General features: G+C 63.7%; 11 protein-coding genes. 2 read left to right on the forward strand and 9 right to left on the reverse strand.

Going from position 1 to position 14,789, the window contains the following annotated elements; all coding sequences use genetic code 11:
- The first annotated feature begins 12 nt into the window (after positions 1 to 12).
- Positions 13 to 792, forward strand: coding sequence for a CbtA family protein (locus tag ASILVAE211_RS12890; protein ID WP_227321734.1), 780 nt, complete (start codon positions 13 to 15; stop codon positions 790 to 792).
- Between the two features lie 131 nt (positions 793 to 923).
- Here the strand turns inward: ASILVAE211_RS12890 and ASILVAE211_RS12895 are convergent, their stop codons facing one another.
- Entirely contained in the window at positions 924 to 1,997 is a 1,074-nt protein-coding gene (locus tag ASILVAE211_RS12895; RefSeq protein ID WP_227321735.1) for a threonine aldolase family protein, read from the reverse strand.
- Between the two features lie 135 nt (positions 1,998 to 2,132).
- Here ASILVAE211_RS12895 and ASILVAE211_RS12900 point away from each other — a divergent pair, with 135 nt between their 5' ends.
- A complete protein-coding gene (locus ASILVAE211_RS12900; RefSeq protein ID WP_227321736.1) occupies positions 2,133 to 3,257 on the forward strand; it encodes a Gfo/Idh/MocA family protein in 1,125 nt (374 codons plus the stop codon).
- A gap of 180 nt (positions 3,258 to 3,437) precedes the next feature.
- Here ASILVAE211_RS12900 and ASILVAE211_RS12905 read toward each other — a convergent pair whose 3' ends face one another.
- The 8 genes from ASILVAE211_RS12905 to ASILVAE211_RS12940 all read right to left on the reverse strand — a co-directional run bounded on the left by ASILVAE211_RS12905 (position 3,438) and on the right by ASILVAE211_RS12940 (position 14,760).
- Positions 3,438 to 4,400 carry an ABC transporter substrate-binding protein gene (locus ASILVAE211_RS12905; RefSeq protein ID WP_227321737.1) on the reverse strand — a complete coding sequence of 321 codons (963 nt, stop codon included), beginning with the start codon at positions 4,398 to 4,400 and terminating at the stop codon, positions 3,438 to 3,440.
- Positions 4,401 to 4,499: 99 nt separating this feature from the next.
- Positions 4,500 to 5,501, reverse strand: coding sequence for an ABC transporter permease subunit (locus ASILVAE211_RS12910; RefSeq protein WP_227321738.1), 1,002 nt, complete (start codon positions 5,499 to 5,501; stop codon positions 4,500 to 4,502).
- A 177-nt stretch (positions 5,502 to 5,678) separates the two neighbouring features.
- Positions 5,679 to 7,265 carry a sugar ABC transporter ATP-binding protein gene (locus ASILVAE211_RS12915; protein ID WP_227321739.1) on the reverse strand — a complete coding sequence of 529 codons (1,587 nt, stop codon included), beginning with the start codon at positions 7,263 to 7,265 and terminating at the stop codon, positions 5,679 to 5,681.
- Positions 7,266 to 7,456: 191 nt separating this feature from the next.
- The gene (locus ASILVAE211_RS12920) at positions 7,457 to 8,950 is read right to left on the reverse strand and encodes a CoA-acylating methylmalonate-semialdehyde dehydrogenase (protein WP_227321740.1); all 1,494 of its coding nucleotides are present in this window, start codon (positions 8,948 to 8,950) and stop codon (positions 7,457 to 7,459) included.
- 163 nt (positions 8,951 to 9,113) lie between these two features.
- The gene (gene iolB / locus ASILVAE211_RS12925) at positions 9,114 to 9,914 is read right to left on the reverse strand and encodes a 5-deoxy-glucuronate isomerase (protein WP_227321741.1); all 801 of its coding nucleotides are present in this window, start codon (positions 9,912 to 9,914) and stop codon (positions 9,114 to 9,116) included.
- Positions 9,914 to 10,798 (reverse strand): myo-inosose-2 dehydratase, encoded by an 885-nt coding sequence (gene iolE, locus ASILVAE211_RS12930; protein WP_227321742.1) that lies wholly within the window; start codon positions 10,796 to 10,798, stop codon positions 9,914 to 9,916. Before iolE ends, iolB begins: the two co-directional genes overlap by 1 nt.
- Before the next feature lie 146 nt (positions 10,799 to 10,944).
- A complete protein-coding gene (iolD, locus tag ASILVAE211_RS12935; RefSeq protein WP_227321743.1) occupies positions 10,945 to 12,816 on the reverse strand; it encodes a 3D-(3,5/4)-trihydroxycyclohexane-1,2-dione acylhydrolase (decyclizing) in 1,872 nt (623 codons plus the stop codon).
- 30 nt (positions 12,817 to 12,846) lie between these two features.
- On the reverse strand, positions 12,847 to 14,760 hold the full coding sequence (locus ASILVAE211_RS12940; protein WP_227321744.1) for a bifunctional 5-dehydro-2-deoxygluconokinase/5-dehydro-2-deoxyphosphogluconate aldolase: 1,914 nt from the start codon (positions 14,758 to 14,760) through the stop codon (positions 12,847 to 12,849).
- Positions 14,761 to 14,789 lie beyond the last annotated feature (29 nt).

Below are 14,789 nucleotides of genomic sequence, written 5' to 3' on the forward strand. Positions count from 1 at the left end.
GGGGTCATGCATATGGTCAGGTCTCTGCTCATCCGCGGCATGCTGGTTGGCTTTGTCGCGGGGTTGCTGGTCTTCGGCTTCGCCAAGATTTTCGGCGAGCCGCAGGTTGACCGCGCCATCGCCTTCGAGACGGCGATGGACGACGCCAAGATGAAGGCGGACGCGGCGAAAGGCATTCATGATAGGCCGGAGCCGGAACTCGTCAGCCGCCCGATGCAGGCGAGCTTCGGCCTGCTGACCGGCGTCATGGTCTATGCCACGGCCTTCGGCGGTCTGTTCGCCCTGGTCTTCGCCTTCGCCAATGGGCGTGCGACCAAGCTCGGGCCGCGCGCCGTCTCGGCCCTGCTGGCGCTGACGGGGTTCGTCGCCTTCTATATGGTGCCGAACCTGAAATATCCGGCCAATCCGCCTTCGGTCGGGCATCCGGATACCATCACCATCCGCACGGAACTCTATTTCGCGATGATGGCGCTTTCGATCGCGGCCATGGCGGTGGCCGCCGTGCTCCGCAAGCGCTTGGCCCCCAAGCTTGGCGTCTGGGAAGCGGCGATCATTTCCGGCGCCGTCTATATCGTCGCGGTCATGGTCGTCGCCGCCATCCTGCCGCCGATCAACGAGGTGCCGTCGGACTTCCCGGCGGTGGTGCTGTGGCATTTCCGCGTCGATTCCGCCGCCATGCAGATCATCATGTGGGCCGTGCTGGGCCTGGGCTTCGGTGCGCTGACCGAGCGCAGCTTCATCGCCAAGGGCCTCTATCGCCCTCGCCTGACCCCGGCGCTGGTCTGGCGGTAAGCAACGTCATCCCCGTGCTTGTCACGGGGATCTTCTTCATAGGCGCCCAAGTCAGAAGATCCCGGCTCAAGGCCGGGATGACGCATTTCGCAAAGGCCCGGCATAGTCCGGGCCTTTCCTTTTTCTTGGCCTCAGCGATTGCCGAAACGCGCGGCGGCAGAAACCAGCGCTTCCGCCGCTTCCGGCTTGGAGACATAGGAGCTGACGAGGCGAATGGCGGCCTCGCCCGGCGCGGTATCGGCCTGCCAGCGGTAGAAGCCAAAGCCTTCTGCCTCCAGAGCCGCGACGACGCCTTCCGGCAGGACCGCGAAAACCTCGTTGGCCTGAACCTCCTGCAGCAGCCGAACACCCGGCACGGCTGAGAGGCCGCGCGCAAAAATCTGCGCCACTGCATTGGCGTGACGCGCATTCCGCAGCCACAGATCGTCCTTCAGATAGGCCAAAATCTGCGCGCTCATAAAGCGCTGCTTCGACCAAAGATGGGCCGCCCGCTTGCGCCTTTCGGCGAAGCCGCGCGCCTGCGTTGGATTGAAGAAGACCACCGCCTCGGCCGCCATGGCCCCGTTCTTGGTGGCCCCGAAGGACAGCGCGGTGATGCCGGCCTTCCAGGTCATCTCGGCCGGCGTGCAGCCCAGATGGACCAGCGCATTGGCGAAACGCGCGCCGTCCATATGCAGGCCGAGCTTATGGCGGGCCGCCGTCTCGCCAATGGCGCGCAACTGTTCCAGCCCATAGACCGCGCCCCATTCGGTCGATTGCGTGATGCTGACGGCATGGGGCTGCACGACATGAACGCCGTGATCCCTGGCCTGCTCCACCCGCGCGGTGATCTGCGCCGGGGTCAGCCGGCTGTCGGGCGCCGGCACCGCCAGCAGCTTGGCGCCGCCGCTGAAGAATTCCGGCGCGCCGCATTCATCGGTGTTGATATGCGCGTCTTCCGTGCAGATGACCCCGCCATAGGGCGGCACCATGGTGCTGACGGCCAGCGCATTAGCGGCCGTGCCGGTGGCGACCGGAAAGGCGATCAGATCCGGCTTTTCGAACAGCCGGCGCAGCGCCTCGGTCAGCGAGACCGTCCAGGGATCTTCGCCGTAGGAGGCGACATTGCCCTGATTGGCCTCGGCCATGGCCGCCAGGATTTCCGGCGCGACCGGCGCCACGTTGTCACTGCAAAAATTCCACTCGCTCTTGCCGACCGTCGCCACGCGCGCTCACTCCAACCCAACTGACTATCGAAACCTGGCGGCCAGCCTGCCACGGGCGCCGCTTTTTCCCAAATTCACATGACCGACGCGGCGCATTACGCTACAAGAATTCCAAAAATCCGGAGGAATGGAATTTTGGATAAAAAAACACTCGGCATCGGCCTTGTCGGCTCGGGCTTCATGGGCCGGACCCATGCGCTGGGCCTGGCCAGCGTCGGCCGTGTCTTCGATCTGCCTGTGGTGCCTAGGCTGGAACTGCTGGCCGATGCGACAATGCCTTTGGCGGAGGCCGCCGCCGCGCGCTTCGGCTTTGCCCGCGCAACGGACGACTGGCAGAGCCTGGTCGCGGACCCGGCCGTCGCTATCGTCGACATCACCGCGCCGAACAAGCTGCATGCACCGATCGCGCTGGCGGCACTCGCCGCTGGCAAGCCGGTCTATTGCGAAAAGCCCCTGGCGCCGACGGCCGAGGAAGCGCTGACCATGGCGCTAGCCGCCGAACGTGCAGGCGTCGTGACGCAGGTGGGGTTCAACTACATCTGCAATCCCATGCTGACCCTGGCGCGGGACATGATCGCGGCTGGCGAGCTCGGCCAGATCTGGGGCTTTCGCGGCATTCATGCCGAGGACTTCATGGCCAACCGCCAGACGCCCTGGACCTGGCGGCTGGACCCGGCCGGCGGCGCCGGCGCCATTGCCGATATCGGCAGCCATATCATCGGCATGGCGCGCTATCTGCTGGGGCCGATTGCCGCCGTCTGCGCGGATGTGGAAACGGTGATCGACCGCCGCCCCCTGCCCGGCCAGCCGGATGAGCTGCGCACGGTTGCGGTGGATGACCAGGCAAGGCTGCTCGTGCGCTTCGGCAATGGCTGCCGTGGCACGGTGGAGGCCAGCTGGCTGTCCTCCGGCCGGCAGATGCAGTTGGAATTCGAAGTCATTGGGGAAAAGGGTGCGCTGGTCTTCAGCCAGGAACGCTTCAATGAGCTGCGCTATTACAAGACCGAGGCCGATCGCAGCCGCAACGGCTTCCGCACCATTCTGGCCGGGCCGGAACACGCGCCCTATGGCGCCTTCTGCGTCGCGGGCGGCCATCAGATCGGCTTCAACGACCTCAAGGTCATCGAAATCCGCAACTTCCTGGCGGCCCTTGCCGGTGGCCCGAAACCCTTTGCCGATTTCCGCGAGGGCTACGAGGTGCAGCGCGTCATCGATGCCGCGCTGCTGTCGTCGAAGAATGAGGCCTGGGTGAGGCTGTAGGTTTTGTCAGCCATTCGTTAAAACAGCGTCATCCCCGTGCTTGTCACGGGGATCTTCTTTTCGCGGATGCCCAAGCAAGAAGATCCCGGCTCAAGGCCGGGATGACGAATGTAGGAACTCTTTATTGACATTTCATCCCCGGGCTGGACCGCCCGGGGATGACGTATCATTTCAAAAAACTCACTTCGTCGCGGCGGTCGGATCCCAGCCCTTGTAGCTGTCGACATTGTCGATGGTGATCAGCGTCGGCGCCAGCAGGATGACCTTGGCGGGCGGTGCCTTGCCGTTGGCGACGTCCACCGCATAGGCATAGGCCTTGCCGGCCATGCCGTAGGGATCCTGCGCCGACGATGCCTTGATCAGACCGTCCTTGTTCTTGATCTCAGGCACGATATCCGGCGCGCCATCGACGGAGGTGATGAAGAATTCCTTCCGGTTCTGCTGCTTGGCCGCCAGTTCGAAACCGATCGCGGTCGGGTCGTTGATGGCGAAAACCGCATCCACTTTCGGGAAGCGCGTCAGCAGGCTCTGGCCGACCGAGAAGCCGCCGTCGCGTGACCCCATGGCGTTCTGGTTGTCGGACAGGATCTTGATGCCGGGGGCGGTCTTGAGGACATCCTCGCAGCCCTTGACGCGATCAATGACGGAGGAGACCTGCGGGCCATTGGCGATAACGACATTGCCCGCCTTACCCGGCAGATGATCGACGATATACTGGCAGGCTTGCGAACCCGCCTTCACGTTGTCGGTCATCACCGTCACGTCCGCGCCGGTCGCGGCGACGTCGAAGGCACCGATGGCGATGCCGGCATTATGCGCCTTCATCAGCGCCGGGGCGATGGCGACAGGATCGGCCGCATTGACCATGATGACCTGCGCGCCGGCCGCGATGAAATTGTCGATCTGCGTGAACTGCTTGTTCAGATCATAGTCGGACGACACTGCGATGGTCTTGGCGCCCGGCGTGATCTCTTTCGACCGCGCCTCGATCCCCTTGTCGGTCGCGGCGAAATACGGGTTGCCGAGCGACCCCACGGTAATGCCGACCGTGGTGATGTCCTTGGCCATGGCGGTGCCGCCAAGCGTGGCCGCCATCACCGCGCCCAGCGCGATCTGCGACAATCCGTAACGTGCAAGCTTCATGGTCGTTCCTCACTGGAAAGTATTGTTGTTTTTAGCGTCACGCGTTCTCATGCGGGGTCACGCGGCCCCGCACGCGAATTTTTTCTGCCTCGGACCGGGTCAGGTGCGGCCCTTGTGATCCAGGCGATAACGGTCCAGCGCCACGGCGCCGATGATGACCAGTCCCTTGACGATGAACTGCCAGATGTCGGAAACGCCGGACAGAACAAGGCCGTTGGTCAGAATGGCGATGATCAGCGCGCCGATCAGCGTGCCCCAGATGGAGCCGATGCCGCCGGTGAAACTGGTGCCGCCCAGAATGACGGCGGCGATGGCGTCCAGCTCATAGCTTTGGCCGAGCTGCAATCCGTTGGCGGCGTAAAGCCGCGCGGCCGACATGACACCGCCAAGCCCGGCCAGGAAACCTGACGTCGCATAGACAAAGAGCAGAATGCTGCCGACCTTGATGCCCGTCAGCCGCGCCGCATCCGGATTGCCGCCGACGGCATAGATGCGTGTGCCGAGCACGGTGCGTCGCAAGATGAACCACGACAGCAAGACCACGATCATGGCGATGATGACGAGCCAGGATACGCCGAACAGCGTCGCATTGCCGATGAAAGCAAAGGGCAGGCTCGGGTTGAAGATGGTCGTATCCGCGCCCATCAGGCGGGCGATGCCGCGCACGGCGGTGAGCGACCCGAGTGTCACGATGAAGGGCGGCAGGCGGATGGCCGAGATCAGCAAACCGTTGAGGAGGCCGAACAGCAGACCGATGCCCAGGCCCGCCACGATGCCCAGCATGCCGATATCGGGGATTTTGGAGACGATGAGCGCGCCCATGGCGGAGGCGGCCAGAATGGAGCCGACCGACAGATCGATACCGGCCGTCAGGATGACGAAGGTCATGCCAGCCGCCAGCACAGTATTGATGGCCGCCTGCTGAAGAACGATGGAAGCATTGGTCAGACTAAAGAAGCGTTCGTTCTCAAGACCGAAACCGATGCACAATATAATAAGCACCGGCAACATGCCTGCATATTGCAGCAGGTTGCGCAGACGCTGCTGATGCGACACCGACGCCTGCCGGGCCGCCACGGTTTCAGTCGTAACGTCAGCCATAGATTTTCCTCACCACTTCAACCGTTTCGCTCGGCCCCCGGCTTAGTGCCGGTTTGGACATATTATAATTTCTTATAATTTTCGCTACGCGAACCCGCCGTTACGGGCAATTTTTAGAACCATACACGCCCTTGCTTTTGGCATAAAGTACCAAACCGGACGCGAGCTATGCGCCGATCAGGCAGCTTTGGCACTACCCATATCGGTCACCAATTCCATGATCGCTTCCTGCGTGATGGGGGCGTCAGCCTGCGCCACCACTTCCCCCACCAGATGGCCGTCGCGCATGACCACGACGCGGTCGGACACGCCGATCACCTCCGGCAATTCGCTGGAAATGACGACAATGGCTGCCCCCGTCCGCGCCAATTGATCGATGATGCGATAGATCTCGGACTTGGCACCGATATCGACGCCGCGCGTCGGCTCATCCAGGATCAGCACACGGGGATTGGTTTCCAGCAAACGGGACAACAGAACTTTCTGCTGGTTGCCGCCTGAGAGGCTGCCGACATTGATCTCGGCATTGGGCGCGCGCACGCCAAGCTTCTTGATGGCGTCAGCCGCGCGGCGCTTGGCCGCGGCGAGGTTGAGCACGCCACCCGCCCGCGCATCCTCGTCCAGCACATTGATATTGACGTTGCCGTTAATGCTCATGTCCAGAAACAGGCCCAGCACCTTGCGGTCTTCCGTCAGATAGACGATGCCGGCATCGATCGCGTCGCGCGGGTTATGGATGGCGCGCTCCTGCCCATTGACGAAAACTTGACCGCGTTTTTTGGGATCGGCGCCGTAGATGAGGCGGGCCAATTCGGTGCGACCGGACCCGACCAGACCGGCAATGCCCAGAACCTCGCCTTCGGCGACGCTGAAGGAGCAGTCATGCACGCGGTGGCCGTCATCCATATTGCGCGCTTCCAGCGCGATCTTGCGGTCCGTCAGCGGCGCGCGGTGTTCCTTCTTGTAGAAGGATGACGACTCACGCCCCACCATCATGCGCACCAGCGTCTGCGGATTGAGCTCCTCCCGCAGCAAGGTACCGACCATGCTGCCGTCACGCAAAACCGAGACGCGGTCGGACAACTCGTAAACCTCGGCCATGCGGTGGCTGATATAGATGATGGCGATGCCTTCATCGCGCAGCGTGCGGATGATGGTGAACAGCTTCTCGGCCTCCCGTGCGGACAGCGCCGTCGTCGGCTCGTCCATCACCAGAATATGCGGGTGGCCTGCCAGCGCACGCGCGATTTCGACCAGCTGGCGTTCGGCGATGGACAGCGAGGCGACTTTGGATGTCGGGCTGAAGGGCGCCGCAAGACGATCCAGGTATGGCTGCGCCGCGGCATTCATGGATGTGCGGTCAATCATGCCATTACGACGCATTTCCTCGCCCAGGAACATATTCTCGGCGACCGTCAGATTGGGGGCCAGTGCGAGTTCCTGATAGATCACGGCGATGCCGCTGCGGCGCCCGGCCAGCGGATTGCCGATCTGTAGCGGCTTGCCGTCGATCCTGATCTCACCGCCGGAATCGGCATGATAGGCGCCGGACAGGATTTTCATCAGCGTCGATTTGCCGGCGCCGTTTTCGCCCATCAGGGCATGAATTTCACCGGAATAGGCCGTCAGGGAAACATCGGCCAGGGCGCGGACAGGACCGAAGGTTTTGCTGATGCCACGCATTTCGAGCGCGGCGGAACGCTGGCCGGACGAGGCCACGCTCGACGGCGTGTTATCCAGAACATTTGTTGTCTGGCCGGTCATTTCTTGTCTCCCCGGGCAATTGCCCTGACTTTCCGTCTTTGGCGACGTTCGGCAGTCCCTGCCGTAAAGTCAAGTCGTCCGAAGGCACGCTCAAGTCACTCGGCAGAAAACGCAGGTCTCGTTTCGTGATGCAGTGCAATAAAACCGGTTCCGCCGCGCGCGGGCTTTTGCGCGCGGCGAAGCCATTTACATTATCCCAGAGTCGGCATGATGAAGTCCGCACCAGCGCGGATGCCCGTGGGCCAGCGCGAGGTCACGGCCTTGTAGCGGGTGAAGAAGCGAATGCCTTCCGGCCCATGCATGTGGTGATCGCCGAACAGTGACCGCTTCCAGCCGCCGAAGCTGTGGAAGGCCATCGGCACCGGAATCGGCACATTGATGCCGATCATGCCGGCCTGAACCTTGCTGGCGAAGGTGCGGGCCGAGTCGCCGTCCCGCGTGAAGATGGCCGTGCCGTTGCCGAACTCATGCTTGTTCACGAGATCGAGCGCCTCATCGAAGGTCTCGGCGCGGACGACGGCCAGAACCGGCCCGAAGATCTCTTCCTTGTAGATCTTCATGTCGGGTGTCACGTCATCGAACAGCGTGCCGCCGATGAAATAGCCGTCCTCATAGCCCTGGAGCTTGAGCCCGCGACCGTCCACCACCAGCTTGGCGCCCTCGGCCTCGCCGGCATCGATATAGCCGCTGACCTTGTCCTTATGGATCTTGGTGACGAGCGGGCCCATTTCGTTGGTATTGTCGGTGCCCGGCCCGATCTTCAGCGCACGCACGCGCGGCGCCATCGTCTCCACCAGCTTATCGCCGATGCCGCCCACCGCGACCGCGACCGAAATCGCCATGCAGCGCTCGCCGGCCGAGCCATAGGCCGCGCCCATTAGCGCATCGACCGTCTTGTCGAGGTCGCAATCCGGCATGATGATGGCGTGGTTCTTGGCGCCGCCCAGCGCCTGCACGCGCTTACCGTTGCGGGTGCCGGTGGTGTAGATATACTCGGCGATGGGCGTGGAGCCGACGAAGCTCACGGCATGAATGCCGGGATGTTCCAGAATCGCGTCCACCACTTCCTTGTCGCCATGCACGACGCCGAAAACGCCGTCCGGGAGACCCGCCTGCTTCAGCAGGTCGGCGATGAACAGCGAGGTCGAAGGATCGCGCTCGGAGGGCTTGAGGATGAAGCAATTGCCGGTGGCGAGTGCGGTCGGCAGCATCCACAGCGGCACCATGGCCGGGAAGTTGAAGGGCGTGATGCCGGCGCAAATACCCAGCGGCTGGCGCATGGAATAGGCGTCGATGTCGCGGCCGACCTGCTCGGTGAAATCACCCTTCAGCAGTTCCGGCACGCCGGTCGCGTATTCCACCACTTCCATGCCGCGCGTCACTTCGCCCAGCGCATCCGACAGCACCTTGCCGTGTTCGGAGGTGATGATGGCGGCGATCTCTTTCGCCTTCTGCTCGATCAGGTCGCGAAAGCGGAACATGACGCGGGCGCGGGCCAGCGGCGGGGTCGCCGCCCATTTCGGGAAGGCCGCTTCGGCCGCCTTGACGGCGGTATCGACGTCGGTGGCATTGCCCAGCACGACCTGACGCGCGACCGAGCCATCCGCCGGCTGATAGACATTGGCCGTGCGGGTCGAGGTGCCGGAGGTGAGCTTGCCCCCGATATAGTGCTGAACGATATCCATTTTCTTCTCCAAAAAGGAACGTGTCTTTCAAAACCCGCTAGGCTGAGCCGGCTGGCCCGGACTTTTGAGCACCGGAGCGAAGCGGCCGTAAGAGGCCGTGAGCACCGGAGCGCAAAAAGGCGGGTTAGACGGCCGGCATAGTAGGGTTTTCAAAGACACGGGCTTACCAGGTGAGAAAGGCGTGATCGGGCGACATAGTGAAGCGCCATTCGCGCACCGGCCCCGCCATCACGTTGAGGTAGAACAGATCAAACCCGTGCGGCGCACCGACCGGGTGATAGCCACGCGGAACCAGCACCACGTCGCCGTCGCCGATGGCCATCGTCTCATCCAGAGAGCGGTCATCGGTATAGACGCGCTGAAGGGCGAAGCCCGATCCGCGCTTGAGGCGATGGTAATAGGTCTCTTCCAGGTAGGTCTCACGCGGCGGGTCGTTCACATCGTGCTTGTGAGGAGGGTAGCTAGACCAGTTGCCGCCGGGCGTCACCACCTCCACCACCAGCAGGCTTTCCGCCACCGCCGTATCGGGCAGGATATTGCGCACATGGCGGGTATTGGTGCCTTTGCCGCGCACTTCCTCCCCCACTTCGCTGGGCGGGATAACGCGGGCGGGCAGCTTGCCTTCGGCCGGGGAGGAACAGACCGCGACCTCGGCCGCCGTCTCGGCCTCCACCGTCCAATTCGACTTGGCCGGCACATAGACCGACCAGGGCAAGCCGTCGAAGACCGATTCCCGCTCGCCCAGCAGGCCGAAATCGACATCGCCGGCGCTGATGCGCACGCGGCCCGAGAGGATGACGAGACAGACCTCATCGCCCTCCGTGGGACGGGAGACGACCTTCTGCGGCGCCAGTTTCAGGACCGAGAAGCCGACATGGAACCAGCCGGCCGAGGTCGGGGTGATGTGATGAATAAACCCGTCTTTATCCGGCGCGTGCGGATGGACCAGAAGTTTGGAGGTCATCAGAGAAGCCCCTCATCCCGCAGATAGGTTTTGAGATTGGCATAGCCGAGACTGGCATAGGTGAAGGGATTGGCCTTTTCCGGATCCTGCTCGGCTTCCAGCACCACCCATCCCGAATAGCCCGGCAAGGCGCGGAACATGGCGCGGAAGTCGATGGTGCCGTCCCCCGGCACGGTATAGACGCCGTTGAGCACGCTTTTCAGGAAGCTCCAATCCTCCGCCCGGCTGCGCGCCAGAACCTCGGTGCGGATATCCTTGGTATGAACATGGCCGATGCGGTCGCGGTAGCGGATGGCGAGCCGCGCCGGATCATCCCCGCCCCAGACGGCATGACCGGTATCGAGCAGCAGATCGACCGAGGGGCCGGTATTGGCCATGAAGGCGTCGATATCATCAGGGCTCTGCACCACGCTGCCCATATGGTGGTGATAGACGATGCGCATTCCCTGCGCCGCCAGCAGGTCTCCGAACCGCGTCATGCGCGCGCCAAAAGCGCGCCAGTCGTCACCCGTGAGTTTCGGGCGGCGGGACAGCGGCGTGCCGATATCACCCTGAATGGTATTGGAGGTTTCGCAGACAACCATGACGGTCGACCCTTGGGCCTTGAGCAGATTGAGATGGTTTTGCGCCGCCTCGAATTCGGCATCGCCATTGCGTTTCAGCAATTTCGCGGAATACCAGCCGGAAATGCAGGCGAGACCGTAGGGGGCCAGCGCATCCCGCAACCCGTCCGGCGTGCGCGGGAATTTCTTGCCGAGTTCCATCCCCTCGAAACCGATCTGCTTCGCTTCGCTGAGAATGGTTTCCAGCGTCGTGTCGCCGCCCAGTTCGGGCATGTCGTCATTGGCCCAGCAAATGGGATTGGCGCCGATACGAATGGTCATGGTCTTGGCGTTTCCTCGTTTATTTTCGTTCTTCGCAGAGTGTCGCCCGCGGCTTCATGCCGCGGGTCTACCCTTTCCCCCAAGCAAAACGTCACGCCATTGCGGGGGGTAGATCCACGGGACAAGCCCGTGGATGACAGTAAAAATCAATTGCCGACGAACTGACGTGTCAGCGCCGCCACGTAATCCGCCCGCGCCGCCTGCACTTCCGAGCGGACAGAGACTTCCGGCACCGCCACATCCCACCAATGGCCGCCGGCGGCGGTGGAGATCAGCGGATCGGTATCGATGACGACGGCATAGGTGCGCTCACTGGCCCGCGCCCGTTCCAGCGCCTGAGACAGCCCAGCCAGGTCACTCACCTTTTCCGTCACCGCACCCAGGGCGCGGGCATGAAGCGCGAAATCGACCTCCGGCATCACCTCATGCCGGCTGTCCTTGAGCAGGTTGTTGAAGCCCGCCCCGCCGGTCGCCTGTTGCAGACGATTGATGCAGCCGAAACCGCGATTGTCGAGAATGACCAGGATCAGCTTGCGCGCGATCATGACGCTGGTCGCGATTTCGGAATTGAGCATGAGATATGACCCGTCACCGATCATGACGAAGACCTCGCGCTCGGGCTGCGCCATCTTCACGCCAAGACCGCCCGCAATCTCATAGCCCATGCAGGAAAAGCCGTATTCCATGTGATAGCCGCCGGGCGCGCCGGCCTGCCACAGCTTGTGCAATTCGCCCGGCAGGCCGCCTGCCGCGCAAAGCACGATATCGGAGGGGCGAGACTGGCGCTGCACGGCCCCCACCACCTGCGCGTCGGACGGCAGGGCATTGCCGCTTTCGACCGGCGCGTCGGTATAGGTGGCAGCCGTCTTATACCAGGCAGCTTTCACCGCCGCCGCCTGTTCCGACCAGACGGCATCGGTGCGCCACGCCCCGAGGGCAGCCGTGAGTTCGGAAAGTCCCGCGCGGGCGTCCGCCACCAGCGGCTGGGCCTGATGCTTGCCGGCGTCGAAAGGCTGGGTATTGAGGCCGATGATCCGCCTGCCCTCACCCTGGAACAGCGCCCAAGACCCGGTGGTGAAATCCTGCAAGCGGGTGCCCACCGCCAGCACCACATCGGCTTCCGCCGCCATGGCATTGGCGGCTGCCGTGCCGGTGACGCCGATGGCACCCATATTCATGGGGTGATCCGTCGCGAGCGAGGATTTGCCGGCCTGGGTTTCCCCCACCGGAATGCCGTGGCTCTCGGCGAAAGCCGCGAGGTCGCGCTCGGCCTGGGCGTAAAGCGTACCGCCGCCGCAAACGATGAAGGGGCGCTTCGCCTCCCGCAGCAGAGCGACGGCTGCCGCCAATTCGCCGCCATCCGGCCGGGGCCGGCGCGGCGTCCAGATTTTCTCGTCAAAGAAGGAGGCCGGAAAATCATAGGCCTCGGCCTGCACGTCCTGACACAGGCCGAGCGTGACAGGGCCGCATTCCACCGGATCGGTCAGAACCTGCATGGCCCGCGCGAAGGCCGGGATGATCTGCTCGGGCCGGGTGATACGGTCGAAATAGCGGGAGACGGGCCGGAACGCGTCATTGGCGCTGACGGTACCGTCCTGCCAGTCCTCGATCTGCTGCAAAACCGGGTCCGGCCGGCGGGAGGCGAAGACATCGCCCGGCAGCAGCAAAAGCGGCAGGCGATTGACATGGGCGACGGCGGCGGCCGTCACCATATTCAGCGCGCCCGGCCCGATGGAACTGGTGCAGGCCATCACCTGCCGGCGGCGCAGCGCCTTGGTATAGGCGATGGCGGCATGGGCCATGGCCTGTTCGTTATGGGCGCGGAAGGTCGGCAGCACGTCGCGCGCGCCGTGCAGGGCCTCGCCGAGCCCCGCGACATTGCCATGGCCGAAAATGGCCCAGACACCGCCGAAGAAAGGCTGGACGCTTGTCTTACCGTCGTCCGTTTCCACCACCGTCTTTTGCGCGGCCATGGCGCGAACCAGGGCCTGAGCCATGGTGAGGCGAATTATGCGCATCGCTCGTCTCTATCCCGTTTTCTTTTTTTATCAGGCGGCCTTGGTCTGGCCGGCATCCTGCCAGGCATCCACCAATTGTTGAAAGCGACCGGCCATCTGGTCCACCGCCTCGGCGTCCGAAATCTTGCCGCTCAGCCAGGCGCGGGCCGGGTCGATATGGATGGTGCGGCCCACCGCGAAGCCGCGCACCACCGGCACGCCGGCGCAGGCGCGGAAGGAAGCCGCCAGATCGGCCATCGGCGCTTCCAGGCCCAGCACCAGCACGCCCCGGCAATAGCTGTCGCGCGTGGTAATGGCCGCGTTGATCTGCCCCCAGGCGGCCGCACTTTTCTGCGGCTCCAGCTTCCACCAATCCGGCTTCATGCCAAGATCGTACAGGCGATTGATGACGCGCGGGATAGTGTCATCCAGCAGCGGGCCATGCTTGCCGGCGATGATTTCGATCAGCACGTCCCGCCCCGTGCGGCGGCAGGCGTCATAGACGCGGGCCAATTCCCGCTCCTGCCGCAGACGCAGCTCCTCCGGGTCATCCGGGTGATAGAAGCACAGGCATTTCACGACCTGCGCCGAAGGCCATTCCGTCAGATGCGCGCCCAGACTTCCGCCGGATTCGAAATCGAGCGGACGGGAGCCGGTGCGCTCCACCGGTCGCGCCACCCACAGATTGTGGTCGCCCGCACGGAACAGCGCCTCGCGCCCATAGCGGCCGTCGATGAACATGCCGAAACCGGGACGCCCGGCCGCGACGCGGGCCGCCGCCTGCACGGCCAGAACTTTGAAATCGCTGATCCGCTCGAAAGGCGCGCCGACTTCGGTGGCGACCGCTTCCAGCTGAATGCGATGGTCGATCGCCAGCGCCATGATGCCGGGCGGCGTGGCGCTGCGCGTCGTCGCCCAATGGATATGGTTGATATCCTCGTCATGCCGCAGCGCGCGATGCTGGCTGCCATGGGCCAGGAAATATTCGAGTTCGGGGAAGGTCGGGATTTCCGGCGAGCACAGCAGACGCGAGACCGCGAAAGCGCCGCAGGCATTGGCATAGGCGCAGCAGGTTTCAAGCGTCTCGCCGCGCAGCCAGCCGCGCAGGAAGCCGGACATGAAACTGTCGCCCGCGCCCAGCACGTTATAGACCTCGACCGGAAAGCCCGGGCCGCGCACGCCGTCATCCAGACTGTCCGGAATCTCGGCCGGGAAGACCACGCAACCCATCGGGCCGCGTTTGCAGACGATAACGGCTTTGGACTGCGCCCGGATGGCGCGAACGGCCGCCAGCGTATCCTGCGAGCCGCCGGCGATATGCAATTCTTCCTCGGTGCCGACGATCAGATCGCAAAGCGGGAGCACGGGTGCGAGATGAGCCGTCACCTCATCGGACTGGATATAGCGGCTTTCGCCGGCATCATGCCCGGCGAGGCCCCAAAGATTGGGCCGGTAATCGACATCGAAGATGACGCGCCGGCCATGGGCCTTGGCGATGCGCATGGCCTTGTTCTGGGCTGCCGCCGTGCCTGCCGTCGCGAAATGCGTGCCGGTGACGACGATGGCAGCGGCCGAGGCCAGGAAAGCCTCATCCACGTCATCCTCGCAGAGCGCCATATCGGCACAATTGTCGCGATAGAAAACGAGGGGAAAGGTGCTGCTGTCGCGCACGCCGAGCAATACCAGGGCCGTCAGCCGCTTGGGATCGACCGTGACGCCGCGGGTCTCCACCCCTTCCCGCGCCAATTGTTCCAGGATGAAGCGGCCGACCTGCTCGTCGCCGACGCGGGTCAGCAAAGCGGATTTCAGGCCAAGCCGCGCGGTGCCCACCGCGATATTCGCGGGACAACCGCCGATGGCCTTGCTGAAACTGCCCATGTCTTCCAGCCGGCCGCCGATCTGCTGGCCGTAGAGGTCAAGAGAGCATCGACCGATCGTAATCAGGTCCAGCATCGGTGCGGCCATGGGAAACCCCTTCTTCTGGAGGAGCGGCC

Origin of the sequence: Acidisoma silvae, assembly GCF_020618775.1 — a bacterium.
GTDB lineage: Bacteria > Pseudomonadota > Alphaproteobacteria > Acetobacterales > Acetobacteraceae > Acidisoma > Acidisoma silvae.

What these genes read in the sequence shown, in the direction of transcription:
- ASILVAE211_RS12890 (WP_227321734.1), top strand. Translation starts at nt 13, where the DNA reads ATGGTCAGGTCTCTGCTCATCCGCGGCATGCTGGTTGGCTTTGTCGCG.
- ASILVAE211_RS12905 (WP_227321737.1), bottom strand. Translation starts at nt 4,400, where the DNA reads ATGAAGCTTGCACGTTACGGATTGTCGCAGATCGCGCTGGGCGCGGTG.
- ASILVAE211_RS12910 (WP_227321738.1), bottom strand. Translation starts at nt 5,501, where the DNA reads ATGGCTGACGTTACGACTGAAACCGTGGCGGCCCGGCAGGCGTCGGTG.
- ASILVAE211_RS12915 (WP_227321739.1), bottom strand. Translation starts at nt 7,265, where the DNA reads ATGACCGGCCAGACAACAAATGTTCTGGATAACACGCCGTCGAGCGTG.
- ASILVAE211_RS12920 (WP_227321740.1), bottom strand. Translation starts at nt 8,950, where the DNA reads ATGGATATCGTTCAGCACTATATCGGGGGCAAGCTCACCTCCGGCACC.
- iolB (WP_227321741.1), bottom strand. Translation starts at nt 9,914, where the DNA reads ATGACCTCCAAACTTCTGGTCCATCCGCACGCGCCGGATAAAGACGGG.
- iolE (WP_227321742.1), bottom strand. Translation starts at nt 10,798, where the DNA reads ATGACCATTCGTATCGGCGCCAATCCCATTTGCTGGGCCAATGACGAC.
- iolD (WP_227321743.1), bottom strand. Translation starts at nt 12,816, where the DNA reads ATGCGCATAATTCGCCTCACCATGGCTCAGGCCCTGGTTCGCGCCATG.
- ASILVAE211_RS12940 (WP_227321744.1), bottom strand. Translation starts at nt 14,760, where the DNA reads ATGGCCGCACCGATGCTGGACCTGATTACGATCGGTCGATGCTCTCTT.